We start from the raw sequence: 23,915 nt of genomic DNA on the forward strand, positions 1-23,915 counted from the left end.
GGGAAAAAGGCTCAGGTGCGCGGAAATATCTTTCCGCTCATTCGCGCGGGTGCACGCCGACCCAGTAGCGGGTGACGCGCCGTACCTCCACGGGCAGCACCGCCGGCAGGGTGGCGAGGATCCGCTCGCTATCGTCCAGCGGATAGCTGCCGGAAATCCGCAGGCCGCCGATGCGCGGGTCGCAGCCCAGCCGGCCGGGGCGGTAGCGCGCGACTTCGGCGAGGAATTCGTCCAGGCGCATGCCGGCGGCCACCAGCATGCCGTCGGTCCAGGCGCCGCTGCCGACCGGCAGCGGCTGCGGAGCGCCGAGTCGCTCGCGGTCGAAGTCCAGCTGCCGGCCGCTGGGCAGCAGCAGGCCCTGGCCGGCGTGGTTCTCCACCTGCACCGCGCCTTCGTGGACGGCGACGCGGGTGCGTCCGGCGAACTGGCGCACGTCGAACCGGGTGCCCACCGGTCGCAGCCGGCCTTCCGCGCTGTACACGTGCAGCGGGCGCGGGTCCTGGCCGGTGCTGAGCTGGATTTCTCCGCGCAGCAGGAGCAGGCGCCGTTCGCCGGCATCGAAGCGGACATCCACCGCCGTGTCGCTGTTCAGCTCGAGGCGACTGCCGTCGGCCAGGGCCAGGCGCCGGCGTTCGCCGACGCCGGTGGCATAGTCGGCGCTCCAGCGCTGCAGGCTGCCGCTCTCGCGCAGGCCCCAGGCGCTGCCGCCGGCGGCCAGGACCAGCAGCAGGGTCTTCAGCGCGCGCCGGCGTTGCGGCGAATGCGGTGCGTTGATGGCGGCCAGGGCCAGTGGCGTGCCTATCCCGGCCAGGCGCTGGTTGACCGCCTCGATGTGGCGCCAGGCCTGCTCGTGTTCCGGGGCCGCCTGGCGCCAGCGCCGCCAGGCCTGGCGCAGGCGTTCGTCGTCGGCGCCGCCCTGCAGCTCGACCAGCCAGCGCACGGCCTGTTCGGCCACCTGCGGCGGCACCTTGGGTGCGGCGGGCAGGCTCATGGCAGCTCGGCGAAGTAGCAGCGTTGCGCAGCCTTGAGCATGTAGCGCTTGACGCTGCTCAGGGAGATGCCCAGCTGCGTGGCGATCTCGGCGTAGCCCAGGCCGTCGAGCTGGGCCAGCAGGAAGGTCTCCTTGGCCAGCGGCGGCAGGCCGTCGAGCAGGCGGTCCAGCTCGACCAGGGTCTCCAGGACGATGGCGCGGGTCTCTTCGCTGGGGACTTCCCGCTCGGGCAGGCTGGCCAGGGCTTCCAGGTAGGCGCGCTCGACGTCCTGGCGGCGGTAGTGGTTGCACAGCACGCGGCGGGCGATGGTGGTGAGGAAGGCGCGCGGTTCGTCGATGCGCGCGGCCTGGCGCGAAACCAGGACCTTGACGAAGGTGTCCTGGGCCAGGTCGGCGGCGTTCTGCGGGCAGCCGAGGCGGCGCCGCAGCCAGCCCGTGAGCCAGTGGTGGTGGTCGCTGTAGAGGGTATGCAACGCGGCCGCATGGGCGAGGTCGGCGCTCGACACCTGGACATTCCCGGAGCAGAAGGATTAACGAATGATAATAGTTATCATTTTATGCTGCGGGAATGCCTGCCTACAACCGCAGGCTGTCGGCGCCTGGCTTTCAGGAGGCTTTCAGGGCGGCGCGGTACTGCCCCGGGGTGGCGCCATGGGCTTCGCGGAAGCGCCGGTTGAAATGGCTCGGACTGGCGAAGCCGCAGGCCAGCGAGACCTCCTGGAGCGACTGCGCGGAGTACGCCAGCAGGTCGCGGGCCCGCGCCAGGCGTCGTTCCAGCAAGTAGCGGTGCGGCGGCAGGCCGAAGGAGACGCGGAACATGCGCGCGAAGTGGTACTCGGAGAGCGCCGCCAGCTCCGCCAGCGACCCCAGTTCCAGCGGCTGCTCCAGGTGGCTTTCGATGTAGTCGGCCAGGCGCCGCCGCACGTGCGCGGCCAGCCCGCCCTGCCAGCGCACGTCGGTACGTCTGCCGCACCCGGTGAGCAGCAGGTGGTCCACCGCCTGGTGGGCGAGGCTGGTGCATAGCAGGCGCTCGCCGGGTTCGTTCCAGTCCTGTCGTTCCAGGGTCCGGCACAGGGCGGCCAGCGGCTCGTCCTGGATGTAGGTGCGCTCCTCCAGTTGCAGGCTGCGCGGTTCGCAATCGAGGGTGCGTACCGCCGCGCCGGCCAGGCGTTCCGGGCTGATGTACAGGTGCATGAAGCCCAGGCCGCGTGTCACCGCCCAGTCGGAGTGGTGTTCGGCCGGCATCACGCAGAAGCGATCGGGGCCGCCATAGAGCCCGGGACGATCGCGGCGGAAGGTCTGCCAGCCGCCCTGCAGGTAGAGCGACAGGGTGTGATGGCCGGGGTCGCTGTAGCCGAGGATCTCCGCTTCGTCGCGGTACCAATGGGCGAGCGCCAGGCCGTCGCTGAGCGTGCTGCTGCGCAGCAGGCGCGCATTGGAGGTCCGGTCGAGGGTGCGGAATACCTGGAAATCGCTGGGTTGGTGCATGCCGGCCATGCTACCCGCGCCCGGACGCTGCCGCGAGAGGCGGCGGATGAAAAGCGCAAGAATGGACAATGGTCGCGCCCGGCTTCGCCCGCAGACTGACGGCATCCTGTCGTTGCGGAGTCGCCATGAATCTTTCGCTGTACCTGCTCACCGTGCTCATCTGGGGCACCACCTGGATCGCCATCAAACTGCAGATGGGCCCGGTGGCGATCACCCTGTCGATCGCCTACCGCTTCGCCCTGGCGGCGCTGGTGCTGTTCGCCGTGCTGCTGCTCGGCCGCCGCCTGCAAAGGCTCGACGCACGGGGCCAACGCCTGTGCATGGCCCAGGGCGTATGCCTGTTCTGCCTGAATTTCATCTGCTTCTATACCGCCAGCCAGTGGATTCCCAGCGGCCTGGTGGCCGTGGTGTTCTCCACCGCCACCCTGTGGAATGCGCTGAACGCCCGCCTGTGGTTCGGCCAGCGCATCGCGTCGAACGTGATGGCCGGTGGCGGTCTCGGCCTGCTCGGCCTGGGGCTGCTGTTCTGGCCGGAACTGGTGGGTCACCAGGCCACCCCGGAAACCTTCTACGGCCTCGGCCTGGCCCTGCTCGGCACGCTGTGCTTCTCCACCGGCAACATGCTTTCCAGCCTGCAACAGAAGGCCGGCATCCGCCCGCTCACCGGCAATGCCTGGAGCATGCTCTACGGCACCCTGATCCTCCTGGCGCTGTGCCTGTTCCAGGGCGTGCCGCTGAATTTCGACTGGAGCGCGCGCTACGTCGGCTCGCTGCTGTACCTGGCGATCCCCGGCTCGGTGATCGGCTTCACCGCCTACCTGACCCTGGTCGGGCGCATGGGCCCGGATCGCGCCGCCTACTGCACCGTGCTGTTCCCGGTGGTGGCGCTGAACATCTCGGCCTTCGCCGAGGGCTACCGCTGGACCGCACCGGCGCTGGCCGGGCTGGTCCTGGTGATGCTCGGCAACGTCTTGGTGTTCCGCAAGCCGAAGGCGCCGGCGCTGGCCGGGCCGGCGCGCTCGACCTAGCGGAGAGGGAGGCGCGCTCAGCCGCGTCGCCACACCTGTGGATTGACCAGGTCCAGCGGCCGCTCGCCGCGCAAGGCCGCCTCGAAGTTCTGCAGCGCCCGCTCGGCCATGGCCCGGCGGGTCTCGTGGGTGGCCGAGCCGATGTGCGGCAGGGTCACCACGTTGTCCAGGGCGAACAGCGGCGATTCGGCCAGCGGTTCCTTCTCGTAGACATCCAGGCCGGCGCCGAGGATGCGCTTCTCCCGCAGGGCGGCGACCAGCGCGGCCTCGTCGACCACCTGGCCGCGGGCGACGTTGACCAGGATCGCCGAGGGCTTCATCAGGCCCAGTTCGCGCGCGCCGATCAACTGCCGGGTCTGCGCTCCCAGCGGCACCACCACGCAGACGAAATCGGCCTCGCCGAGCAGTTCGTCGAAGCCGAGGAAGCGCGCGCCGAGTTCCTGTTCCAGTTCCGGCTTGCGGTTGTTGCCGTGGTAGAGCACCTGCATGCCGAAGCCGAAACGGCCGCGCCGGGCGATGGCCGCGCCGATCCGGCCGAGGCCGAGGATGCCGAGTTTCTTGCCATGCACGTCGGTGCCGAACTGCGGGGCGTCGACGGTGCGCTTCCAGTTCCCGGCCTTGACCCAGGCGTCCAGCTCGGCGACCCGTCGCGCGGCGCTGATCAGCAGGGCGAAGCCGAGGTCGGCGGTGGTCTCGGTGAGGACGTCGGGCGTGTTGGTGAGAGCGATGCCGCGGCGGTTCAGGTAGTCCAGGTCATAGTTGTCGTAGCCGACCGAGACGCTGGAGATGACTTCCAGTTGCTTCGCCTGTTCCAGTTGCCTGGCGCCGAGCGGCCGGCCGACGCCGATCATGCCGTGGGTATCGGGCAGGGCGGCGGCGTACTGGGCGTCGATGTCGCCCTGTTTCGGTTCGAGCACGCGGACGTTGAACTGGCGTTGCAGGCGTTCGAGATGCTCGGGGGCGAGGCGACTGAAGACGAAGACGTTCTTTTTCATGACGGGACTCTGCAAGCGGGAGCGAAAGCGCCGACCATACCACCGCCATCGAAGCGGCGGGCAGGGGCCCGCCACTGGGCGGGCGATTATCGGCTCAGGAGGGTCTTCCGAGTTCCAGGCCCAGCTCCACCAGCGCCGCTTCGTCGCGCTGGAGCAGGCCGGGCAGGCTTTCCTTGAGGTATTCCACCCAGGTCTTGATCTTCGCGTCGAGATACTGCCGCGAAGGGTACAGCGCATAGACGTTGAGCTGTTGCAGGCGGTGTTGCGGCAGGACCCGCACCAGGGTGCCCTTGCCCAGGTCCTCGATGGCCGAATACACCGGCAGGATGCCGATGCCCAGCCCGGAGCGGATTGCCTCGGTCATGGCGTCGCCGACATTGACCTGGAACGGCGAGGCGCCGATGGAGACCATTTCCTGGCCGTTGGGGCCGTCGAACAGCCAGCGATCCAGCGGCACCACCGGGCTGACCAGCCGTAGGCAGTCGTGGCTGGCCAGCTCCGAAGGCTCGCTCGGCGTGCCGTTCAGGCGCAGGTACTCCGGCGAGGCGCAAAGAATGCTGTAGGTCTCGCCGATGCGCTGGGAAATGAAGCCGGAATCGGGTAGCTCGGAGGCCACCACGATGGCCACGTCGAAGCCCTCGTCGAGCAGGTCCGGCACGCGGTTGGCCATGGTCAGGTCGAAGGTCACGTCGCGGTACTGCTGGCGGTAGCCGGCGATGGCACGGATCACGTAGTGCTGGCCGATGCCGGTCATCGAATGCAGCTTCAGCTTGCCGGCGGGACGGGCATGGGCATCGCTGGCTTCGGCCTCGGCTTCCTCGACGTAGGCGAGGATCTGCTCGCAGCGCAGCAGGTAGCGCTGGCCGGCCTCGGTGAGGGCGATGCGACGAGTGGTACGGTTGAGCAGGCGGGTGCGCAGGTGCGTCTCGAGGTTGGCCACCGCCCGCGAAACATAGGCGGTGGTGGTGTTGAGCTGCTGGGACGCCGCGGTGAAGCTTCCGGTTTCCGCCACGCAGACGAAGGCTCGCATGTTTTGCAGGGTGTCCATCGACGGGGCCTCCTAGGCACGCGCAGAAGTGTGTCAGATTGTTGCGAGGGCGGATTATTTCACATTACGCAATAAACAATCGCACTTGAGCCAGCTTATCAGCAGCCGCCAGCCTCTTAAAATTCATCGGCCCCCGAGCGCACGAACGCTCGAGCGGGTTGAACGGCGCCCGTACCGTTCAAATTCCGTGCTTCGCCCCTCCAGGATCAGACAACGTGCCGCGTGCTCTCAGGAAGGAACTGACCTTGGTCGGCTCCTTCGTCGGTTTTCTCGTCGTTTTCTCCGCAATATCCGGTTGTGTCAGTACAGGCGATATCGCCCCCGAGGCCGCCACGCTCGACGCCAACGCCCTGGCCACCGACCATGCGATCCAGGCTGCCGCCCGCGAGGCCGGCTGGCCGCAGGCGCAGTGGTGGAAGGTGTATGCCGATCCGCAGCTGGACGCCTGGATCGAGAAGGCGCTGGACGGCAATCCAGGCCTGGCGGTAGCCCATGCGCGGGTACGCCAGGCGAAGTCCATGGCCGGGCTGGTGGAGTCCATCGAGTCGCCGCAGATCGAGGGCAAGGGCTCGCTGGTCCGCCACCGCTGGCCGGACGACTATTTCTACGGCCCCGGCGACCTGGCGCGGACCACTTCCTGGAACAACTCCACCGAGATCGGCCTGAACTACAAGCTCGATCTCTGGGGGCGCGACCGCAGCGACAGCGAGCGCGCCGTCGACCTGGCCCACATGGCCGCCGCCGAGGCGCGCCAGGCGCAGCTCGAGCTGGAGGGCAACATCGTGCGCGCCTACGTCCAGCTCTCGTTGCAGTACGCCGAGATGGACATCGCCAAGGCCATGCTGCAACAGCAGCGCGACATCCTCGCCCTGGCCCAGCGTCGCCTGCGCGGCGGCATCGGCACGCATTTCGAGGTCAGCCAGGCGGAAGTGCCGCTGCCCGAGACCGAGCGCCGCATCGAGGTGATCGACGAAGAAATCCAGCTCACCCGCAACCTGCTCGCCGCCCTGGCCGGCAAGGGCCCGGGCGAGGGCCGCACGATCCGCCGGCCAAGCCTGAACCTGGCGGCGCAGCCGAGCCTGCCCAGCGCCTTGCCGGCCGAACTGCTCGGTCGCCGCCCGGATGTGGTCGCCCGCCGCTGGCAGGTCGCCGCCCTGGCCAAGGGCGTGGACGTGGCGCGCGCCGACTTCTATCCCAACGTCGACCTGATGGCCTCGGTCGGCTTCAGTGCCGTCGGCGGCGGCATGCTGGAGTTCTTCCGCAGCGCCAAGTACACCTACAGCGCCGGCCCGGCGGTGACCCTGCCGATCTTCGACGGCGGCCGCCTGCGTTCGCAGTTGGGCGAGGCGGCGGCCGGCTACGACGCGGCGGTGGAGCAATACAACCAGACCCTGGTGGATGCGCTGAAGAACATTTCCGACCAGTTGATCCGCCTGCATTCGGTGGACATCCAGAAGGACTTCGCCGCGCAATCGGTGGCTTCCGCGCAGAAGACCTACGATATCGCCACCCTGGCCTACCAGCGTGGCCTCACCGATTACCTCAACGTGCTCAACGCGCAGACTCGGCTGTTCCAGCAGCAACTGGTCCAGGAGCAGGTGCAGGCCGCCCGGCTGGCCGCCCATGCCAGCCTGCTCACCGCCCTCGGCGGCGGCGTCGGGGCCGGCGCCGATACGCCGGCGCAGCGGAAGCTGGCGCCGGAGAACGTCCCGGTCAGAGCGGTATCTTCGCGATGAGTGGCCGCTCCGCTGGTTTCGCCCTGCCCAGCCGCGACGAGTGGCGGCGCGCGCTGGCCGAGTGGGCGCGCAGCGACGGGGCGACCTGGATCTACGTGTTCAAGGTGCTCTGCGCGGCCTTCCTGACCCTCTGGCTGGCGATGCGCCTGGAGTTGCCGCAACCGAGCACGGCGACCATCACCGTGTTCATCGTCATGCAGCCGCAGAGCGGCCAGGTGTTCGCCAAGAGCTTCTACCGCATCCTCGGCACCCTGGTCGGCCTCAGCGTGATGGTCACCCTGATCGCCCTGTTCGCCCAGGAGCGGGTGCTGTTCCTGCTCAGCTCGGCGATCTGGATCGGTCTCTGCACCGCCGGGGCCGCCCGCTACCGTGACTTCCGCTCCTACGCCTGCGTGCTCGCCGGCTACACCGCGACGCTGATCGGCATCCCCGCCACCAGCCATCCGGAAGGCGCCTTCATGCAGGCGATCTGGCGGGTCCTGGAAATCAGCCTGGCGATTCTCTGCTCGGGGGTGGTCAGCGCGGTGATCATGCCGCAGACCACCAGCGCGGCGATGCGCAATGCGCTGTACGTGCGCTTCGGCCTGTTCGCTGCGTTCGTCCTCGACAGCCTGCGCGGGGTCGGCGGGCGCGAGCGCTTCGAAAGCAGCAACGTGGCCTTCGCCGCCCAGGCGGTGGGCCTGGAGACGATGCGCGCGGCGAGCGCCTTCGAGGATCCGCACATGCGCCTGCGCAATGGCCGGCTGATTCGCCTGAGCAGCGAGTTCATGGCCATGAATACCCGTTTCCACGCCCTCCACCAGTTGCTCGAACGCTTGCGCGCGCAGGGCTCCACCCAGGTGCTGGATGCGTTCGAGCCGTGCCTGGAGGAAATCACCGGGCTGCTCGAGGAGATCCGTGGCCGCGCCGTCACCGACCATGACGCCGAGCGCTTCGCCCAGCGCCTCGCCGACTGCCGCGAACGCCTGATGGCGCGTATCCGCCAGGCGCGCGGCGAGCTGCTGGCGCGGGAGCCGGGTGAAGAGGCGCGGCTGGACTTCAATACCGCCGCCGAGCTGCTCTACCGTTTCGCCGAGGAAATGCACGACTACGCCCTGACCCATGCCTCGCTGGCCGCCCACCGCCACGAGCGCGAGCAGTGGAAGGACGCCTTCACCGCCAAGGCCAACGCGGTGGCGGCGGCAGTGGCGGGGATGCGCACCGGGTTGATGATCCTGCTGTTCGGCTGTTTCTGGATCTACAGCACCTGGCCCAGCGGCGGCACCTTCGCCCTCAACGCGGTGGCGGTCTCGGCGCTGGCCTCGGCGGCGCCGAACCCGAAGAAGGTCGCCATGCAGATGGCCATCGGCACTATGGCGGCGGCGCTGCTCGGCTTCAGCGAGATGTTCTTCGTCTACCCGCACATCGACGGTTTCCCGCTGCTATGCCTGGTGCTGGCGCCGGTGTTCGCCCTCGGCGCGTTCATCTCCTCGCGGCCGCAGTGGGCCGGCTACGGTCTCGGCCTGCTGGTGTTCTTCTGCTTCGGTTCGGTGCCGGCGAACCTGACCGTCTACGACCCGGCCCACGTGATCAACGAGTACATCGCCCTGATCCTCTCGATGCTGCTCTCGGCCGCGGCCGCCGCGGTCATTCTGCCACCCAACAGCGCCTGGCTGTGGAAGCGCCTCGAGCGCGACCTGCGGATGCGCGTGGTATTCGCCATCAGCGGCAGGAGCAGGGGGCTTGGCTCGGCCTTCGAAAGCGGCACCCGCGACCTGCTGAACCAGGCCTATGGCGTCGCCGCCGGGCGCCCGGACGTGCAGCGCGGCCTGCTGCGCTGGATGTTCCTGGTGCTCGAGGTCGGCCACGCGATCATCGAGCTGCGTCGCGAGCAGGAGCGCCTGCCGGACGAACCCTGCTACGCCGAGGCCATGCCCTGGCGCCAGGCGATCCGCGCCATGGGGCGGGCCCTGATCCGGCTGTTCGTGCGCCCCGGCGCGGAGAACCTGGAGCGCGCCCTGGCGGCCGTCGACCAGGCCATCCACGCGGCCAGGCACACCGACGAACCCTGCGCGCCGCACTTCGACAGCTCGCCGCTACGGCGGGTGCGCAGCTACCTGCACTTCATCCGTTCTTCCTTGCTCGCGCCGACCTCGCCGCTGACCGAACTGGCCGGTCGGACGAGCGGCCAAGGTACCGTCCATGCCTCGTGAAATCGCCATCCATGGGGTCTACATGCCGACCCTGACGCTGTTGTTCGTGATCGCCGCGGCGCTCACCTGGGGGCTCGACCGGATCTTCGCCTCGCTCGGCCTGTATCGCTTCACCTGGCACCCGGCGCTGTTCCGGGTCAGCCTGTTCGCCTGCCTGTACGGCGGCCTGTCCCTGACCATCTACCGCTGAGGCGGTAGCGCACCTCTTCGTTATCGTGAGCCGACCATGACCTTGAAATCCGTAATCAGCCTGCTGGCGACCCTGCTGATCCTGCTGGTCGCCGTATTCATCGGGCGGACCCTGTGGGTCAACTACATGGACACCCCCTGGACCCGTGACGGTCGCGTGCGCGCCGACGTGATCAATGTCGCCGCCGACGTTTCCGGGATCGTCGTCGACGTCCCGGTGCGCGACAACCAGTTGGTGAAGAAAGGCGACCTGCTGATGCAGATCGACCCCGACCACTACCGCATCGCGGTGAAGCAGGCCGAGTCGCTGGTCGCCTCGCGCAAGGCGACCCTGGAGATGCGCCAGCTGAACGCCCGGCGGCGCGCGGAAATGGATGAGATGGTGGTCTCCCGAGAAAGCCGCGACGACGCCCACAACACCGCCGCCGCGGCGATGGCCGACTACGAGCAGGCCAAGGCCCAGCTCGACGCCGCGCGCCTGAACCTGGAGCGCACCCGGGTGGTGGCGCAGGTCGACGGCTACGTCACCAACCTCAACGTGCACCGTGGCGACTACGCGCGGGTCGGCGAGGCGAAGATGGCGGTGATCGACAAGAACTCCTACTGGGTCTACGGCTACTTCGAGGAAACCAAGCTGCCGTACATCCGCGAAGGCGACCCGGTGGACATGCAGCTGATGAGCGGCGAACACCTCAAGGGCCACGTGGAAAGCATCGCCCGCGGCATCTACGACCGCGACAACCCGGAAAGCCGCGAGCTGACCGCCGACGTCAACCCCACTTTCAACTGGGTGCGCCTGGCCCAGCGCGTGCCGGTGCGGGTACACATCGACGAAGTGCCGGACGGCGTGCTGCTCTCGGCGGGGATCACCTGCACGGTGATCGTCAAGCCGCAAGGGCGCGACGACCAGGCCTCGGCGGCGCAGGCGCCGGGGCGGGCCGGTTGAGTGGAAGGGGCAGGGAGAAGCCCGGCGGATGCCGGGCTTTTTCGTTTCGGCGGGGCGGAAGAGGGCGCCACTCGCCAGGAATACGCTGCGGTTGGCGGCTGCCGGCGGTGAATATCCACCCGGCGGCCTAGGCCCCGACCTGTTCGGCCGGCGACACGATCAGGCCCTTGCCGCCGCGCGAGCGGCCGGAGCTGAGGTAGTCGGCGATGGATTCCTGGGTGACCTCGCCGAGGAACTGCTGGTCGGGGTCGAGCACCGGCAGCCAGGAGCTGTTGAACTCGTACATCCGCGACAACAGGATGCGCAGGTGCTCGTCGTGGCTGGCGGTGACCCGGAACGGGGTGACGAACGGCGCGCAGGTGCCCTCCTGGCGGCGCAGGTCCTTGCGTCGCACGTAGCCCAGGCCCTTGCCCTGGTCATCCACCACGATCAGGTAGCGCCGGTCGTTCTCGTCCATCAGTTCCAGCGCCTCGGCCACCGGGGTCTGCGGCCGGGCGGTGACCAGGCTGCTGTCGGCGGCGTCTTCGGCGCGCACCAGGAGCAGGCGCTTGAGCGTGCTGTCCTGGCCGGTGAAGGCGCTGACGAACTCGTCCGCCGGGTGCGCCAGCAGGGTGTCCGGGTGGTCGTACTGGAGCAGCCGGCCGCTCTTGAACACCGCCACCTTGTCACCCAGCTTGATGGCTTCGTCGATGTCGTGGCTGACCATGATCACGGTCATGCCGAGCTTGCGCTGCATTTCGAAGAACTCGTTCTGGATCGACTCGCGGTTGATCGGATCGACCGCGCCGAACGGCTCGTCCATCAGCAGCAGCGGCGCGTCCGCCGCCAGCGCGCGGATTACCCCGACGCGCTGCTGCTGGCCGCCGGAGAGTTCGCGCGGGTAGCGTTGCAGGTACTGCTTGGGCTCCAGCTTGACCATGCTCATCAGCTCGCGGGCCTTCTCCTTGCAGCGCGCCTTGTCCCAGCCGAGCAGGCGCGGCACGACCATGATGTTTTCCTCGATGGTCATGTTCGGGAACAGGCCGATCTGCTGGATCACGTAGCCGATGTGGCGGCGCAGGGTGACCTCGTCGAGGTCCGCGGTGTCCTGGCCGTCGATCAGCACGCGGCCGGAGGTCGGCGGGATGATCCGGTTGATCATCTTCAGGGTGGTGGTCTTGCCGCAGCCGGAGGGGCCGAGGAAGACGCAGATCTCGCCTTTCTCCACGGTCAGGCTGACGGAATCGACGGCGCGGAACTCCTTGCCGTTCTTCTGGGTGAAGGTCTTGCTGAGCTTGTCCAGTTCGATCATGTTCGGCTCCTGTCAGTGCGCGCTGGCGCGCAGTCCCTTGGGGGTGAGGATGCGTTGCAGCCATTGCAGCAGCAGGTCGGCGACGATGGCCAGGAGGCTGACCAGTACCGCGCCGACCACCAGCATCGGCATGTTGCTCTGGCTGATGGAAGTGAGGATCAGCACGCCCAGGCCGCCGGCGCCGATCACCGCGGCGATGGTCATCACGCCGATGTTCATCACCACGGCGGTGCGTACGCCGGCGAGGATCACCGGCACCGCGAGGGGAATGTCGACCATCCGCAGGCGTTGCCAGAAGGTCATGCCGATGCCCTTGCCGGCCTCGCGGATGCCCGCTTCGACGCCGGTCAGGGCGAGGTAGGTGTTGCGCAGGATCGGCAGCAGCGAATAGAGGAACACCGCGGTGATCGCCGGCAGCGGCCCGAGGCCCTGGCCGAATACCGAGTAGACCGGCATCAGCAGGCCGAACAGGGCGATCGAGGGGATGGTCAGCATCACCGTGGCGGCGCCCTGCAACGAGCCGGCCAGCCACGTGAAGCGGGTCATCAGCACGCCCAGCGGCACGCCGACGAGGATCGCCAGGCCTACGGCGACCAGTACCAGCAGCAGGTGCTGGAGGGTGAGCTGGCCGACCTGGGACCAGTCGAGATGGGAAAGCACGCTGAAGAAGTCCATTACTGGCTACCTCCCTGGCCGGCCTGGCCGTCGTCGAGCAGGTGGTGTTCGCGGAGGAAGTCGGCGGCGACCTTCTGTGGCGTCTGCTGCTCGATATCGACCCGCGCGTTGAGCGCCTGCATGGTGGCGTCGTCGAGCCGCTCGATGATCGGATCGAACAGCGTGGCGAACTCCGGATGGCGCTGCATGACCTCCTTACGCACCACCGGGGCGGCGTTGTAGAAGGGGAAGTACTGCTTGTCGTCCTTCAGCACGCGCAGCTTGAAATCCTTCAGGCGGCCGTCGGTGGTGTAGACGAGGCCGAGGAACACCTGGCGGTTCTTCAGCGCGGTGTAGACCAGCCCGGCGTCCATCTGGCGGATGTCGTTGCGGGTGAAGTGCAGGGCGTACAGCTCGCTCATGGGGCCGAGGCCGTCGGGGCGGCCGGCGAACTCCGGGTCCATGGCGAACAGGTGGGTGCTCCCGGGCTCGGCCTCCTGCTGTTCGGCGAGCACCCGCGCGAGATCGCTGACGCTCTGGATGCCCAGGCGCTCGGCCTGTTCCTCGGGCATGGCCAGGGCATAGGTGTTGTTGAAGCGGGTCGGCTTCAGCCAGACCAGGCCCTGGGCTTCGTCGAGTTGCTTGACCCGGCGGTAGGAAGCCGCGGCGTCGAGCTTCTCGTCGATGTGGTTGTAGACGATCAGCGACGAGCCGGTGTACTCCCAGACGATATCCAGTTGGCCGCTTTCCTGGGCGGCGCGGGCCAGGGTGCTGCCCAGGCCGGTGGTGACCGTCACGTCGTAGCCGCGCTTCTGCAGGAACTGCGCGGTGATGGCGGTGAGGATGCGCTGCTCGGTGAAGGTCTTGCCGCCGATGCGCAGGGTTTCCGCCTGCGCCAGGCCGGCGGCGAACAGGCCGGCGCAGGCCAGGCAGAGTGAGCGGATCAGTCGGTTCATCAGGCCTCCTTGGCGGTCAGGCCGCGTTCCAGGAACATGCGGCTGAACAGCACCACCAGGGCGTCCAGCAGCAGGGCGAGGAGCGCCGTGCAGGCGGCGCCGAGCAGCAGTTGCTGGTGGTTGTTCAGGTAGATGCCGGGGAAGATCAGGCTGCCCAGGCTGTTGGCGCCGATCAGGAACGCCAGCGGCGCGGAGCCGACGTTCAGCGCCAGGGCCACGCGCACGCCGCCGACGATGATCGGCACCGCGTTCGGCAGTTCCACCCGCAGCAGCACCTGGTTGGGCGTCATGCCGATGCCGGTGGCGGCTTCCTTCAGCGCCGGCGAGACATTGCGCAGGCCCTCGTAGGTGTTGCGCACGATCGGCAGCAGCGAGGCGAGGAACAGGGCGAGGATTGCCGGGCCGTTGCCGATGCCGATGATCGCCAGGGCGATGGCCAGCACCGCCAGCGGCGGGATGGTGTTGCCGACGTTGAACACCTGCATCAGGCGTTCGGCCTGGGCCTGCATGCCGGGACGGCTGAGCAGGATGCCGGCCGGCACGCCGACCAGCAGGGCGGCCGCCATCGAACTGAAGACCAGCACCAGGTGGGCCTGCAAGTAGAACAGCAGGTCCTCGCGGTAGTGGAGGATGGTCGCGGGGGTGATCCAGTGGATCAGCAAGGCCAGTACGGCGGCTGCGGCGCAGAGGCCGAGCAGGGCCTTGCCACAGGTTTTCACCATGGTCGGGACTCCCTTCGGAATGAGCGTTGGCTACGCTGTCGGGCGCTTCGTCGAAGCGCGGAAACAGGCCGGAAATCAAAGGCTTCGGATGGGCACCGAATTGCCGACCCTGAAAGGGTTGACCGTTCGTCGTTCGCGGAGGTTCAACGAAACGGCCATGCTTGTGCCATGACCGGGCCTGGGCAAGCGGCCGCAGCCGCCGTCTCGCCTGGGCTGGCGGCGAACGAAGAAATTTTCCCGGGGGAGCGGGCGAGAAGGGCGTTGCCGCGTCGGCGGCGCGCCATGCACCGTATCGGTGCGATCGACGCCCAGGGCTTTTCTGCGGTTATGATGCGGGTTCCGAAATTTTCTCGGGCTTTTCCAGACATTCGCACCCCACGGTTCACGGATCGGCCTTTTGGGGTAGGTGTTTTACCTTCTGCTAAGGGAGTACCCCGCGTCATGCTCGATCTCGTCGCGGCATTCATTGCCTTGACCACCTTGCTCACCTACGTCAACTACCGCTTCATCCGCCTGCCGCCGACCATCGGCGTGATGGCCACGGCGCTGGTGTTCTCGCTGATCGTCCAGGGTCTGTCGGAACTGGGCTATCCGATCCTCGAGGTGGAGATGCAGGAAATCATCCGCCGCATCGACTTCTCCGAAGTGCTGATGACCTGGTTCCTGCCCGCGCTGCTGTTCGCCGGCGCACTGCACGTCGACCTCTCCGACCTGCGCAGCTACAAGTGGCCGATCGGCCTGCTGGCCACCGCCGGGGTGCTGATCGCCACCTTCGTCATCGGTGGCCTGGCCTACTACACCTTCCCGCTGTTCGGCTGGCAGGTGGATTTCATCTACTGCCTGCTGTTCGGCGCGCTGATCTCGCCGACCGACCCCATCGCCGTGCTCGGCATCCTCAAGTCCGCCGGCGCGCCGAAACCGCTGGCGACCACCATCGTCGGCGAGTCGCTGTTCAACGACGGCACCGCGGTGGTGGTGTTCGCCATCATCCTCGGCATCCTCCAGCTCGGCGAGGCGCCCACGGTCAGCGCCACGGCGATCCTCTTCGTCCAGGAAGCCATCGGCGGCGTGCTTTTCGGCGCGGTGCTCGGCTACGGCGTGTTCGTGATGATGCGCGGCATCGACCAGTACCAGGTGGAGGTCATGCTGACCCTCGCCCTGGTCATCGGCGGCGCCGCGCTGGCCGCGCGCCTGCACGTATCGGCGCCGATCGCGATGGTGGTGGCCGGGCTGATCATCGGCAACCACGGACGCCACTACGCGATGTCGGACGAGACCCGGCGCTACGTGGACAAGTTCTGGGAGCTGATCGACGAGATCCTCAACGCCCTGCTGTTCGCCCTGATCGGCCTGGAGCTGCTGCTGTTGCCGTTCTCCTGGCTGCACGTGGCGGCGGCCTTCGCTCTCGGCGGCGCGGTGCTGGTCTCGCGCCTGCTCACGGTGGGGCCGGCGATCCTGGTCCTGCGCCGTTTCCGTGGCGCCAACCGGCAGGTACCGGCGGGCACCATCCGCATCCTGGTCTGGGGCGGGCTGCGCGGCGGCGTCTCGGTGGCGCTGGCGCTGTCCCTGCCGCTGGGGCCGGAGCGCGACCTGATCCTCAGCCTGACCTACATCGTGGTGCTGGTATCGATCCTGCTCCAGGGGCTTTCCATCGGCCCGCTGGTGCGTCGTATCTACGCCGGCCAGCCGCTGGAGAAAAGCGAGGGGGCGCACTGAGCGCGGCCTTCGCAAGGCGAGCGCCCGCCGTCATGGCGGGCGTTTTCGTTGGCGGCCATCAGGCGCTGTCCTGTGGCGCTTCGTTGCGATGGGTGCCGCGCAGGTTCATCGCCGCCAGGCAGACCTGCAGCAGGATCAGCGCATAGGCCTGGGCGTACAGGCCCCAGGCGATCCACAGCAGGTTGCTGGCGAGGAACACCCAGAAGCCGACCTTGCGTCTTCGCCGGTGCGCCGACGCCACCAGCCAGGCGGCCACCACCGTGACCAGCATGGCGGGCCATTGCAGGTAGTCCAGCCAATGCATGCGCGCATCCTTTTTCCGACCTTTGAGGGGTCAGACCAGCCCTGGCGCGGCAAAGTGCGGTCGGATCGGATAGCCGTGCAGCAGCGACCTGACCCGTTCCTCGTCGAGCGCCCCGTTGAACTCGGCGCCCAGGGCTTCGCGGTGGATGCCGGTGGCGCCCAGCCAGAGGGTATCGATGCGCGCAGCGAGGGCGCCGGGGACGTCGGTCACCAGCGAGTCGCCGACGAACAGGATGTGCCGCGCGCCGCGCGCTTCCAGTTGCCGCTGGGCGATGCGGAAGGCCGCCGGGTCGGGCTTGCCGTACCAACTGACCTGGCCGCCTTCCTCGCTGAACAGCTCGGCGAGCATGCCCGCGCCGTATACCGTGCGGCCGCCGGAAACCACCACGCGGTCCGGGTTGGCGCAGAGGAACGGCAGGTCGGTGGCGCCGCGCAGGGGCGCGAAGCGCTGTTCCAGTTCTTCCTGGGGAAAGCTGCCGACGCCGACGATCAGCGCCGCCTGGGCGATGTCGTCGACGAAGCGCTCGCGGATTTCCGCCGGCCAGCTCTGCTGGGCCAGGCCGACGCCGGCCAGGTAGATGCCGCCACGCCGGTAGTCGGCGGTTTGCAGCAGGGCGTCGATGGTCAACTGGCCGGAGGTGGTGATGCCGGCGAACCAGTCGCGCTGGATGCCCAGGCGCTCGAGCCCGGCGCTCATTTCCACCACGCTGCTGGACGAGTTGCTGAGGAACCAGACCGGGCGGCCTTCGGCGTGCCGCCGGGCGAGCCAGGCGAGGGCGCCGGGGAACGCCTCGGCGCCGTCCATCACTACGCCCCAGAGATCGAGAAGGAAGCCGTCATAGTCGGCGCAGAGCGCTTCCAGTTGCGCATGGTCGAGCAGGCGGGTGCTGGTGGCGGCGCTGAAGCGCGGGGAGGTCGGGGCATCGCTCATGGGAGTCTCGTCGCGGCTGTCGAAGTGGGCCGCCGCGTGCGGCGGCGAGCCCCAAGGGTGCCAAACTTGCGTGACGGGACCAAGCCTTTCGGCCCTGCGCGTGTTTACGGCCGGTCGAGCGCCTGGGCCATCCACTCGCGCACATGGCAGAGGGCGAAGCGCGATGGGCTGCATTCGCCGTTGGCCATCGCCAGGCGCAGGCCGTCGACGTCGGCGCCGCGCACATAGGCGCTGGCGTCGCGCATGTCGTCCTCGTCGCCGAACCCGCCGCGCTGCATTTCCTCCAGCGCGGCCTGCTTGTCCCAGCCCTGCACGACGATGCGGTACATGGCGGCGAACAGTCCGGTGCGGTTGTTGCCGTGCTTGCAGTGCATCAGTACCGGGCCTTCGCGCTCGGCGGCCTGCAACTGGCGGAGGACGCTGAGCACCTCGGCGTCGTCGACCCGGTCGGCGTGGGTCGGCAGGCTGACCACCCGCACCGGAGCCTGGCCCAGCCAGGCGCGGTCGTCGTCCTTGATGAAGCTGACCACCGTCTTCACCTGCAGGCGTTGCAGCAGCGCGACGCTCTGTGCGTTGGGCAGCGCGCTGCGATAGAGGGTGGGGCTCATGCGGTAGAGGTTGATCGACGGGTCGACCGCTTGCGCCCAGGCTGGCGAACGCGGGGCGGCAGTCTCGGCGGCATGCAGCGGGCCGCCGAGCAGGAAGGCGCCGAGCACGGCGGCGAGGAGCAGGCGGAGCCAGGCGAGCGGTGAACGGTGCATGTCGGCCTCGTGCGGTGGGTGGCCAACACTAGGCGAGGGCGGGTCAAGCCGAGCTGAAGAGAATGTGAAGAATTCGTTGAGGCAGCTTCACCCGTCACGCAGGAAGAATCCATAGACCCTGCCGGAGAAGAACACCAGCAACAGCGCCGGATAGCACAGGTAGTGCAGCACCACGATGAGCAGTGCCGCCGGGCTGGGATCGCCTTTCAGCGAGGCGAGGCCGACCAGTAGCAGGTAAAGGATCCCGAGCACTCCGCCATACAGGGCGACCAGGCGCAAGCGCTCGCCCCAGGTCGGCCAGCGCCGCTGCGCGCGGGCGAACCACCAGGCCAGGCCGCCGGCGACCAGCGCGGCGATCAGCAGGCTGGCCGGCAGGCCGCCGAAGCGGACCACCCCGCGCAGCAGCACGTTGAGCAGGATCGCCGCGGCGATCCCGGCCAGGGCGTAGTAACGGATGGGTACGGCAAGGCGGTCGCCCATAGCGGTATCTCCTGGCGGTTTCAGAGGCGCGTGTCGAGGCCGAAGCGCTTCTTCAGCAGCCGCTCCAGCAGGCCGCGCGGCATCCAGCGGGCCAGCGCCGGCAGGGCCCGGCTGCCATTGCCGATGCGCACCAGCGGCGGGCGCGGACGGCGCTGCACGGCGGCGAGCAACTGGCGGGCGAAGTCTTCGGCGGGCGTGGGATTGTCCTGGGATGCCGCGGCGCGCGCCTGGATCTGCCGGCGCAACGGCCACCAGGGCGAGCGTTCGTCGACCACGCTGTCCATCTCGCGGCTGGCGCTGGCGCCGAAGTTCGAGGCGATGGCGCCCGGCTGCACTTCCAGCACCTCGACGCCGAACGGTGCCAGTTCCAGGCGCAGGGCATCGCTCAGCGCATGCACCGCGGCCTTGGAGGCGCAGTAGGCGCCGGCGAAGGGCGTGACCAGCACGCCGGAGACGCTGCCGACGTTCACCACCAGGCCGGACTTGCGCCTCAGTAGCGGGAACAGTGCGCGGGTCACGCCGACCACGGCGAACACGTTGGTCTCGAACTGCCGGCGCATGGCGTCGACGCCGCCGTCCAGCAGCGGACCCATGGCGCCGTAGCCGGCGTTGTTGACCAGGACGTCGAGGCCGGCGGCTTCGACTTCCAGCTCCTCGGCCAGACGGGCCAGCGCGGCGGCGTCGTTGACGTCCAGTTGCACCGCCTGGAAGCCGGCCTTGGCCAGGGCGCGCACGTCGTCTTCCTTGCGTGCGCTGGCCCAGACCCGGTAGCCGGCGCGCTGGAAGGCGTCGGCGAGGGCGCGGCCGATGCCGCTGGAGCAGCCGGTGACGAAGGCGACGGGTTGGCTCATGGGCGGCGTTCCTTGGCTGGGAGTTGGAAGGAGGGCGGCCTACCGTACTGGATTCGCCGGCCGCGGAAAACCGCCCGAAGGCTCGGTCAGGCGTCCTTGCGCGCGATCCGCAGCGCCAGCGGCATGCGAACCCTGCGTGTCGAGGTCGGCTCGCCCCAGAGCGCGGCGACCCGTTGCAGGGCCTGGCGCACGAAAGCGTTGCCCTGCGCCTCGCGGCACAGGCGGCTGGCCGACCAGGTGGCCATGTAGTCGAACAACCGGGCCAGGCTCCATTGTTGCTCGATGACGAAGGCCGGCGCGGGGAGTTCGCCCAGCGGCAGCTCGACATCCCGGTAGGCGTTCCACAGCAGGCGGTTCTGTTGCGCCCAGTACGGGCCGATCGGGCGCAGGTATTCCTCGTCGATGGCGGCATCGATCTGCGCGTCGATGCTGAACCAGCCGTAGCCCCAGGCGGCGAACACGCCGCCGGGACGCAGCACGCGCAGCAGCTCGCGGTTGAAGCGCGAGTGGTCGAACCAGTGCCAGGCCTGGGCTACGCAGACCAGGTCGAAGGCGGCGTCGGGATAGTCGGTGGCTTCGGCGTCCTGCACGCTATAGCGGATACCCGGATGGACAACGGCGTGTTCGATCTGCTGCGCGCTGGTGTCGCTGGCGAGGACTTCGCCGAAGTACTGCGCCAGGCCGAGCGCGGCCTGGCCGGTACCGGTGGCGCAGTCCCAGGCGCGCCGGCGCTGGCCGCAGAGCCCGGCGAGATGGCGGTAGAGCGCATCGGGATAACGCGGGCGGGCGCTGGCGTAGGCAGCGGAGCCCTGGTCGAACAGACGGCGGGTTTCCATCGGGTCCTCCCTCGGTCAGTTGCCGAAACGCCCGTCCAGGCGTTCGGCGCGGAATTCCAGGGTGCTGGCGCGATAGCCCGGACGCAGCGGCGGCAGCGGCAGGCAGTCGTGCCAGCTGTCGCCGCCGAGCAGGGCGTTCGGCGCCCGGTAGCGCGGGCTGTCGAAGCTGGTGTCGGCCAGGTTGACGCTGTCGCCGGGGCGGTAGGCGGCGATCCTCCAGCGTAGCTCCAGCAACGGACGGTCGCTGCCGTTCTTCAGCTCGACCGCCAGCGGCCGGTCCACCGGACAGCGTTCCGGCGCATAGCTCAGGCGCAGTTCCTGGCGTTGCAGGTGGCGGCTTTCGTCGTTGTCCTGCCAGATCACCCAGGCCGCCACCAGGCCCAGCCCGGCGAGAGCCGCCAGGGAGACCGGCAGGGCCTTGGCCGGGTATCGGACGAGGAGGATGACCCAGGTGAGAACCAGCAGCGCACCGATCAGCATTGAAATGTCCTTTCTTCGAAGCCGAGGGGACATCCTAGCGCACTGCTGCGTATCGCAGGCGGTACGGGCACGCTTACGCGGCGGAGGAGCCGCGATATGCGCGAGGGAGGCCGAAAGGCGGGCGGCAGGCTGGGGATAGCCGCCGCCCCCGGCCGCGCCGTCATTCGCAGCGGCGTTTGCCGCCCGGCGTCAGCAGACGCTCCAGCTCGACGAACAGGCGCTCGGCGTCCTGCGCCTCGCAGTCCTCGCCGTAGCGCTTCTTCAGGCCGTGTTCGCTGAGGGTCAGGTGCAGGGTCGGGACTACCTCATGGCGCGCCAGGCAGCCTTTCACGCAATGCAGCGGGCAACCGTCGAGGGCCAGGATCGGTCGCCCGGAGCGGGCCCGGCGGACCAGCAGCGGGACGTCGCCGCCGACTCCGGCGATGCAGGACATCTCCGCCAGCCGGGCGCGATCCAGGCGCAGCGCGAGATCGTTGGCCAGTTGCGCCACGTTGGAGCAGCCGGAGCAGGCGTAGACCAAGGGAAGGGGATCGTCGGGGCTGCGTTCGAACATCATGACGGGCGCCTCGTGGAAGGAAGCCGCCAGTATCGACGCAGCGCCGCGGTGGATTTCTTGACCGGAATCAAGCCCGCGCGCGGCTTACACCAGGTCGTTCTCCACCGCCCACACCGCGGCCTCGACCCGCGAACGCATGCCGAGCTTGTGCAGCACCCGCTTGACATGGACCTTCACCGTGCCTTCGGTGATGTCCAGCTTTCGCGCGATCATCTTGTTGCTGTAGCCGTGGGCGATCTGGCGGAGGATCTGCCGTTCGCGCTCGGTCAGCTCGTCGAGGCTCTTCGAGCGGTCGTCGCCCCGCAGGGCCTGGGCGAGGATCTGGGTCAGCTGCGGGCTGAGGGTCATCTGTCCGGTGGCGGCCTGGCGGATGTGCTCGAGCAGGCGCTCCGGCTCCATGTCCTTGAGCAGGTAGCCGTCGGCGCCGGCGCGCAGGACGTTGACCACGTCGCCCTTGTCGTCGGACACGGTGAACACCACGATGCGCGCGTCGACTCCGGCCTCGCGCAACGCGCGCAGGGTGTCCAGGCCGTTCATGCCCTTCATGTTCAGGTCCAGCAGGATCATGTCCGGGTCCAGCTCGGCGGCCAGGCGCAGGGCTTCCTCGCCGCTGCCGGCCTCGCCGACCACGCTGAGGTCGTCTTCCAGTTCGAGCAACTGGGCGACGCCCTTGCGCATCATCGGATGGTCGTCCACCAGCAGCAGGCGAACCGGTTCGTCGGCGGTGGCTGGCATGTCCGTCATGGGGTCGGCTCCTTGGCGGCGGAGGGTTGCAGGGCGGTCGGCACGAAGCTGAAGAGCACTCGCGTGCCGTGGGGCGCGCGCGCTTCGAAGCGCAACTGGCTGCCGAGGGTCTGGCCGCGCTCCTGCATGATGGTAAGCCCATAGTGGCCGCTGCGGTTCTGCTGCGGATCAAAGCCGACGCCATCGTCCTCGACGGCGATGCTCACCTGGCCGTCGGCCTGGCTGCTCAGGCGCACCCAGGCCCGTTGCGCCTGCGAATGGCGAACCACGTTGGAGAGCGCCTCGCGGACGATCTGCAGGACGTGGATTTCCTCGTTGGGGCTCAGCGGCACGTGTTGCAGGCGGTTGTCCAGTTCGATCGCCACCTCGCCGCGCTCGCCGAACTCGGCCACGGCGTTCCCCAGCGCGGCTTCCAGGCTCGGCTCGTCGAGGCTGAGGCGGAAGGTGGTGAGCAGTTCGCGCAGTTGCCGGTAGGCGCCGTTGAGGCCTTCGCGCAGTTCGTCGAGGGTGTCCTCGATCTTCTCCGCCGGCGCCTCGCGCTTGAGCAGGGTGCCCAGGCGGCTGACCTGGATCTTCAGGTAGGACAGCGACTGTGCCAGCGAGTCGTGCAGTTCACGGGCGATGGTGCCGCGCTCGGCGAACAGGGCCAGGCGGCTTTCCTGTTCCTGTTGCAGGGACAGGGCGAAGGTGCGGGCGATGTTGTCGCAGAAGGTCTCGATCAGTTGCTGCTGCCAGTTCTCCAGGCGGCCGCTGCGGCTTTCGATGAACAGTTCGCCGAAACGGTGGCCGGCGATGGACAGGGGCTGCATCAGCAATGGCTGGGCCAGGGACGAGGGTTGGTCGCAGGCGCTGGCCTGCTCGCGGCAGCTACCGCAGTCGCCCTGCAGGCAGAAGTCCGCCGGGCGCTCGGTGGTGGTCAGCGAACTGTAGGCGCGCTCGACCCCGTCCTTGTTCAGGCAGAGGGTCACGCGGCCGGCGTCTAGCACTTTCTCCAACTGGTTCAGCAGCGGTTGCAGGGTGCGGCTGTCGTAGGGGTTCTCGCCCAGCCGGCGGGCGCTGGCGTAGAGCAGTTCGAGGCGCTGGTGGCTCTGCGAGAGGGCGCGGGTCTTGTCCTCCACGCGCTCTTCCAGGTCGCCGTAGATGCTCTTCAGCTCGCCGGCCATCTGGTTGAAGCGCTCGCCCAGTTGCGCCAGTTCGTCCTCGCCGCTGTAGGTGACCCGCGCGTCCAGCTCGCCGCGGCCCAGGCGGCGGGCGGTGCTGGTGAGTTCGCGCAGCGGGCCGATGACGTGGTAGCTGAGGTCGTAGAGGGTGACGAACACCACCAGCAGGCTGAGGAACAGGCACAGGCCCTGCACCGTGCTGAGCAGTTGCGAGCGGCGCTCGGCCTTGGCCTGGAGGATGCCGACGAAACGGTCGATGTCGCCGACGTAGGCGTCCAGCACGGCGCGTCCGGGCAGCGCGCGCGGGTCCAGGCGCGCCAGGCCCTCGCGCAGCTCCTGGTGCAGCTGGCGGATCGGGTCGTCGGCGTCCTGGCGTTGCAGCAGGCGGCGGATGTCGCCGCTGTCGAGGCGTTCGCCGAGGGTCCCGAGCAGCGCCTGGCGGCCTTCCAGGCTGGGCTCCAGGGCGACCCGGTAGGTGAGCATGCGCAACGAGCCGGCGTGGTTGATCACCGCGGCGTCCTGGTGCGTGTAGTCGGCGAAGAGCAGGGCGCTGAACATCCCGATCAGCGCCAGCGATACCAGCAGGGTGAGGTAGCAGCCGAAGCGGACTACCAGGGAGCGGCGCAGGATCGGCTTTCCGGCCCTGTCACTACCTCCAAAGAATCTGTCCCGCTGGTCAGCGTCCGGCGCGGTCGCCTTGTTCATGTAAAAAGCCTTTTAAAACAGTGGGTTGCGCAATAATTCAGACCATACCTCTTTCGAGGTAGGGGCGCGCATCTAGGCACGGAACGGCCGGTATTTCATTGATTCCTATCAAATTTGCATAGGAACACCTTCCCTAGGCTCTCGCTGAACGCTGTC

The 23,915-nt window shown here is 68.5% G+C and carries 25 protein-coding genes; 6 read left to right on the forward strand and 19 right to left on the reverse strand.

Annotated elements, in window-relative coordinates:
- Window positions 1-37: 37 nt before the first annotated feature.
- From LT948_RS04230 to mdrR1, 3 genes are all read right to left on the reverse strand, one after another.
- On the reverse strand, window positions 38-991 hold the full coding sequence (locus LT948_RS04230) for a FecR domain-containing protein (RefSeq protein WP_073657109.1): 954 nt from the start codon (window positions 989-991) through the stop codon (window positions 38-40).
- On the reverse strand, window positions 988-1,497 hold the full coding sequence (locus tag LT948_RS04235) for a sigma-70 family RNA polymerase sigma factor (RefSeq protein WP_003092999.1): 510 nt from the start codon (window positions 1,495-1,497) through the stop codon (window positions 988-990). Before LT948_RS04235 ends, LT948_RS04230 begins: the two co-directional genes overlap by 4 nt.
- A gap of 100 nt (window positions 1,498-1,597) precedes the next feature.
- Window positions 1,598-2,479, reverse strand: a complete 882-nt coding sequence (gene mdrR1, locus LT948_RS04240) for a transcriptional regulator MdrR1 (protein WP_073657111.1) — start codon at window positions 2,477-2,479, stop codon at window positions 1,598-1,600.
- A 125-nt stretch (window positions 2,480-2,604) separates the two neighbouring features.
- Between mdrR1 and LT948_RS04245 the strand changes: the two genes are divergently transcribed.
- Window positions 2,605-3,507 (forward strand): DMT family transporter, encoded by a 903-nt coding sequence (locus LT948_RS04245; protein WP_003092997.1) that lies wholly within the window; start codon window positions 2,605-2,607, stop codon window positions 3,505-3,507.
- Between the two features lie 17 nt (window positions 3,508-3,524).
- Here the strand turns inward: LT948_RS04245 and LT948_RS04250 are convergent, their stop codons facing one another.
- Complete coding sequence (locus LT948_RS04250) at window positions 3,525-4,502, reverse strand: 2-hydroxyacid dehydrogenase (protein WP_003092995.1); 978 nt, start codon at window positions 4,500-4,502, stop codon at window positions 3,525-3,527.
- A gap of 94 nt (window positions 4,503-4,596) precedes the next feature.
- Complete coding sequence (locus LT948_RS04255) at window positions 4,597-5,550, reverse strand: LysR family transcriptional regulator (RefSeq protein WP_003092994.1); 954 nt, start codon at window positions 5,548-5,550, stop codon at window positions 4,597-4,599.
- Window positions 5,551-5,795: 245 nt separating this feature from the next.
- On the opposite strand from LT948_RS04255, the gene LT948_RS04260 reads away from it, so the two are divergent.
- Genes LT948_RS04260 through LT948_RS04275 form a run of 4 tightly spaced genes read left to right on the forward strand, consistent with a single transcriptional unit; the run spans window position 5,796 to window position 10,613 of the window.
- Entirely contained in the window at window positions 5,796-7,286 is a 1,491-nt protein-coding gene (locus tag LT948_RS04260) for an efflux transporter outer membrane subunit (RefSeq protein ID WP_003105655.1), read from the forward strand.
- Window positions 7,283-9,478 carry an FUSC family protein gene (locus LT948_RS04265; RefSeq protein WP_003119252.1) on the forward strand — a complete coding sequence of 732 codons (2,196 nt, stop codon included), beginning with the start codon at window positions 7,283-7,285 and terminating at the stop codon, window positions 9,476-9,478. The genes LT948_RS04260 and LT948_RS04265 overlap by 4 nt, the downstream gene beginning before the upstream one ends.
- Window positions 9,468-9,668, forward strand: a complete 201-nt coding sequence (locus LT948_RS04270) for a DUF1656 domain-containing protein (RefSeq protein WP_003111589.1) — start codon at window positions 9,468-9,470, stop codon at window positions 9,666-9,668. Before LT948_RS04265 ends, LT948_RS04270 begins: the two co-directional genes overlap by 11 nt.
- A 36-nt stretch (window positions 9,669-9,704) precedes the next feature.
- Entirely contained in the window at window positions 9,705-10,613 is a 909-nt protein-coding gene (locus LT948_RS04275; RefSeq protein WP_003113767.1) for an efflux RND transporter periplasmic adaptor subunit, read from the forward strand.
- A gap of 127 nt (window positions 10,614-10,740) precedes the next feature.
- Here LT948_RS04275 and LT948_RS04280 read toward each other — a convergent pair whose 3' ends face one another.
- From LT948_RS04280 to LT948_RS04295, 4 genes are read right to left on the reverse strand one after another with little or no spacing between them, the layout of a single operon-like run.
- The gene (locus LT948_RS04280) at window positions 10,741-11,904 is read right to left on the reverse strand and encodes an osmoprotectant ABC transporter ATP-binding protein OsmV (RefSeq protein ID WP_003113768.1); all 1,164 of its coding nucleotides are present in this window, start codon (window positions 11,902-11,904) and stop codon (window positions 10,741-10,743) included.
- Between the two features lie 12 nt (window positions 11,905-11,916).
- Complete coding sequence (locus tag LT948_RS04285; RefSeq protein ID WP_033991326.1) at window positions 11,917-12,579, reverse strand: ABC transporter permease; 663 nt, start codon at window positions 12,577-12,579, stop codon at window positions 11,917-11,919.
- On the reverse strand, window positions 12,579-13,514 hold the full coding sequence (locus tag LT948_RS04290) for a glycine betaine ABC transporter substrate-binding protein (protein ID WP_003105663.1): 936 nt from the start codon (window positions 13,512-13,514) through the stop codon (window positions 12,579-12,581). The genes LT948_RS04285 and LT948_RS04290 overlap by 1 nt, the downstream gene beginning before the upstream one ends.
- The gene (locus LT948_RS04295) at window positions 13,514-14,236 is read right to left on the reverse strand and encodes an ABC transporter permease (RefSeq protein ID WP_003092982.1); all 723 of its coding nucleotides are present in this window, start codon (window positions 14,234-14,236) and stop codon (window positions 13,514-13,516) included. Before LT948_RS04295 ends, LT948_RS04290 begins: the two co-directional genes overlap by 1 nt.
- Before the next feature lie 441 nt (window positions 14,237-14,677).
- Here LT948_RS04295 and LT948_RS04300 point away from each other — a divergent pair, with 441 nt between their 5' ends.
- The gene (locus LT948_RS04300; protein ID WP_003092979.1) at window positions 14,678-15,952 is read left to right on the forward strand and encodes a cation:proton antiporter; all 1,275 of its coding nucleotides are present in this window, start codon (window positions 14,678-14,680) and stop codon (window positions 15,950-15,952) included.
- Between the two features lie 58 nt (window positions 15,953-16,010).
- On the opposite strand, the gene LT948_RS04305 is transcribed toward LT948_RS04300, so the two are convergent.
- From LT948_RS04305 to narX, 10 genes are all read right to left on the reverse strand, one after another.
- Entirely contained in the window at window positions 16,011-16,256 is a 246-nt protein-coding gene (locus LT948_RS04305) for a YgjV family protein (protein WP_003092978.1), read from the reverse strand.
- Window positions 16,257-16,286: 30 nt separating this feature from the next.
- Window positions 16,287-17,186 carry a TIGR01459 family HAD-type hydrolase gene (locus LT948_RS04310; protein WP_033991743.1) on the reverse strand — a complete coding sequence of 300 codons (900 nt, stop codon included), beginning with the start codon at window positions 17,184-17,186 and terminating at the stop codon, window positions 16,287-16,289.
- Window positions 17,187-17,290: 104 nt separating this feature from the next.
- Window positions 17,291-17,947, reverse strand: a complete 657-nt coding sequence (gene tpbA, locus LT948_RS04315) for a tyrosine phosphatase TpbA (protein ID WP_003111594.1) — start codon at window positions 17,945-17,947, stop codon at window positions 17,291-17,293.
- Between the two features lie 87 nt (window positions 17,948-18,034).
- Entirely contained in the window at window positions 18,035-18,427 is a 393-nt protein-coding gene (locus LT948_RS04320; RefSeq protein WP_015502405.1) for a hypothetical protein, read from the reverse strand.
- Between the two features lie 20 nt (window positions 18,428-18,447).
- Window positions 18,448-19,278 (reverse strand): SDR family oxidoreductase, encoded by an 831-nt coding sequence (locus LT948_RS04325; protein WP_023125347.1) that lies wholly within the window; start codon window positions 19,276-19,278, stop codon window positions 18,448-18,450.
- 86 nt (window positions 19,279-19,364) lie between these two features.
- Window positions 19,365-20,114, reverse strand: a complete 750-nt coding sequence (locus LT948_RS04330) for a class I SAM-dependent methyltransferase (protein WP_003111263.1) — start codon at window positions 20,112-20,114, stop codon at window positions 19,365-19,367.
- Window positions 20,115-20,129: 15 nt separating this feature from the next.
- Window positions 20,130-20,594, reverse strand: a complete 465-nt coding sequence (locus LT948_RS04335; RefSeq protein WP_003092973.1) for a hypothetical protein — start codon at window positions 20,592-20,594, stop codon at window positions 20,130-20,132.
- 160 nt (window positions 20,595-20,754) lie between these two features.
- A complete protein-coding gene (gene anvM / locus LT948_RS04340) occupies window positions 20,755-21,150 on the reverse strand; it encodes an anaerobic/virulence modulator AnvM (RefSeq protein WP_003092971.1) in 396 nt (131 codons plus the stop codon).
- An 84-nt stretch (window positions 21,151-21,234) separates the two neighbouring features.
- Complete coding sequence (gene narL, locus LT948_RS04345) at window positions 21,235-21,894, reverse strand: two-component system response regulator NarL (protein WP_003092968.1); 660 nt, start codon at window positions 21,892-21,894, stop codon at window positions 21,235-21,237.
- Window positions 21,891-23,759 carry a two-component system sensor histidine kinase NarX gene (gene narX, locus LT948_RS04350; protein WP_003092966.1) on the reverse strand — a complete coding sequence of 623 codons (1,869 nt, stop codon included), beginning with the start codon at window positions 23,757-23,759 and terminating at the stop codon, window positions 21,891-21,893. Before narX ends, narL begins: the two co-directional genes overlap by 4 nt.
- Window positions 23,760-23,915: the final 156 nt, after the last annotated feature.

Source organism: Pseudomonas sp. CP-1, from assembly GCF_021213715.1.
Classification (GTDB): Bacteria; Pseudomonadota; Gammaproteobacteria; order Pseudomonadales; family Pseudomonadaceae; genus Pseudomonas; species Pseudomonas aeruginosa.